The organism is Thermoleptolyngbya sp. M55_K2018_002 (assembly GCF_015295965.1).
In the GTDB taxonomy this organism is placed as follows: domain Bacteria; phylum Cyanobacteriota; class Cyanobacteriia; order Elainellales; family Elainellaceae; genus Thermoleptolyngbya; species Thermoleptolyngbya sichuanensis.
Map to the genome: position 1 here is coordinate 1 of NZ_DVEA01000384.1, position 2,394 is coordinate 2,394.

Genomic DNA, 2,394 nt, shown 5'->3' on the forward strand with positions numbered 1-2,394 from the left:
TCAGCGGTGTGGTGCTGATGCTGCTGGCTCCGCTGATTGCCATGCCCCTACCCCTGCGACCCATTCAGATTCTCTGGATCAACCTGCTGGCAGACGGGCTGCTGGCCCTGGCGCTGAGCGTGGAACCCGCCGAGAAAAACGTGATGCAGCGGCCGCCCTATCCGCCGGGCGAAAGCGTATTTAGTCGGGGCGTGGGGCGCGATATTGTGTGGATCGGCATTCTCATGGGCATTACCTTCCTCGGCTTTGGCTATTGGACCTGGTCTACGGGCCGCCCCAACTGGCAAACAATGGTGTTTGCGACGCTGGCGTTTTCTCGGATCTGGCTGGCCCTGGCGATGCGGTCGGAACAACGCCTGCTAGCGCGAATTGGGCTGCTCAGCAACAAGCCGATGCTGGGTGCGGTGCTGCTCACCTTTGGGCTACAAATGCTGGTGATGACGCTGCCAGTCCTCCAGCGCTGGTTTGAAACTCAGCCGCTCACAGGTGTTGAGTTGTGGGCCTGCGTGGGGGTTAGCACGATTGGCTTTTGGGCAGTAGAGTTGCAGAAGCTGGTGAGGACGTGGGCGGGGCGATAAAGCCTTTATGATAGAAGAAGTTAAGAAAACTTCAATATTCTCCGTAGCCTCTTATCTGTGACTTCTCAACTCACTGCACCCCAACCCCTCGAACAGCTCAACTGGGACTGGCAGGGCCACACCATCCGCTACACTGTGCAGGGCGCGGGTCAGCCGATGGTGCTGATTCACGGCTTTGGCGCAGCAATTGGGCACTGGCGCAACAATATCCCCGTGCTGGCGGCGGCGGGCTATCGCGTGTTTGCGCTGGATCTGCTGGGCTTTGGCGGATCAAGTAAACCGGCGATCGCCTACAGTTTGGAACTCTGGCAAGCCCTGCTCAAGGACTTCTGGGCCGCCCACATTGGCGCACCGGCTGTGTTTGTCGGCAACTCCATCGGCGCATTGCTCAGCCTGATGATGGCCGCCGACTATCCCGATCTGGTGCAGCGCGTCGTCTTGCTCAATGCAGCGGGCGGGCTAAACCATCGCCCAGAGGAGCTAAACCCACCGCTGCGGCTAGTGATGGGCGTGTTTACCCAACTGGTGAGTTCGGAGCTAGTGGGGCCGTTTTTGTTTGAGCAAGTCCGCAAAAAGCCGCGCATCCGCCGCACTCTGATGCAAGTCTACCGCGACCACACCGCCGTCACCGATGAACTGGTGGAACTGATCTACGAACCCTCCTGCGACCCCGGCGCACAGAAGGTCTTCGCCTCAATTCTCACGGCTCCGCCCGGCCCTAGCCCTGCGGAACTGCTGCCCCGCGTGCATCAGCCCATCCTAGTGCTGTGGGGCGATGCCGACCCCTGGACTCCGATTACAGGCTCCAAAATCTACCGAGAACTGGCGGCCGCCGAACCCGATCGCGTCCAGTACACGCCCATTGCGGGGGCTGGCCACTGTCCCCACGACGAGTGCCCCGACACGGTGAATCGGCTGGTGCTGGACTGGTTGAGCGCGGGGAACCGGGGATGAGTTTGCCGACGGTCATTTTGCCGGGGTACTTTGCCGATGCTGCGCCCTATCGGGAGATGGAACGGGCGCTCGAAGGGTTGGGCATTTGGGCCAAGACCGTTCCCCTGCGGCGACGAGATTGGGTGCCAACGCTGGGCGGCCGCTCGATGACTCCGATTCTGGAAAAGCTGGATGCGACGGTGCGCCTAGTGCAGGCCGAAACGGGGGGCAATCGCCTCAATTTGGTTGGTCATTCCGCAGGCGGATGGATTGCCCGGATCTATCTGGGTGAAGTGCCGTACCAGATTCATCCCAGCGATGCGGGCAAGACCTGCCTCTGGAAAGGGCATCCCTCGGTGGCGACGCTGGTGACCCTGGGCACGCCCCACATCAGCCGGGAGCGCTGGACGCGGCGCAACCTGGACTTTGTGAAAACGCACTATCCCGGCGCGTTCTACCCGCAGGTGCGCTATGTCTGCGTGGCGGGTAGGGCCGTGTATGGGCAGCGGCGACCGGGAACCTGGTTTGCCCACAGCAGCTACGAAATGACCTGCGGCGTGGGCGGCTGCTGGGGCGACGGCATTACGCCCATCGAAGCAGCCCACCTGGAAGGTGCGGAGAATATTACCCTGCCGGATGTCGTTCATTCGCCGCGACCGGGGCGGCTCTGGTACGGCTCGCCGGAAATCGTAAGCCAGTGGGCAAAATATCTGGCGTGAAGCCTGCGACTTGGCCGCCGCTTGGCTGGAAATCACGTCAAAGTTTCCCAACACCCAGAACACTTATCGCAAGTTCGGAAGTCCTGTTCTTTTAGGGTTCTTTTAGGGCGTGGTTGGCGAGGGGCTGGCAGGAAGGGGCGCAGGGATGGTCTGCGCGGGAGCCG

At 61.4% G+C, this 2,394-nt stretch carries 3 protein-coding genes; all 3 read left to right on the forward strand.

The window, feature by feature from the left end; all coding sequences use genetic code 11:
* The coding region (locus IGS51_RS19740) for a cation-translocating P-type ATPase C-terminal domain-containing protein (protein ID WP_297080499.1) at positions 1 to 578 on the forward strand (578 nt) is incomplete at its 5' end.
* 57 nt (positions 579 to 635) lie between these two features.
* On the forward strand, positions 636 to 1,532 hold the full coding sequence (locus IGS51_RS19745) for an alpha/beta fold hydrolase (RefSeq protein WP_297080500.1): 897 nt from the start codon (positions 636 to 638) through the stop codon (positions 1,530 to 1,532).
* Positions 1,529 to 2,230 (forward strand): lipase, encoded by a 702-nt coding sequence (locus IGS51_RS19750; protein WP_297080501.1) that lies wholly within the window; start codon positions 1,529 to 1,531, stop codon positions 2,228 to 2,230. Before IGS51_RS19745 ends, IGS51_RS19750 begins: the two co-directional genes overlap by 4 nt.
* Positions 2,231 to 2,394 lie beyond the last annotated feature (164 nt).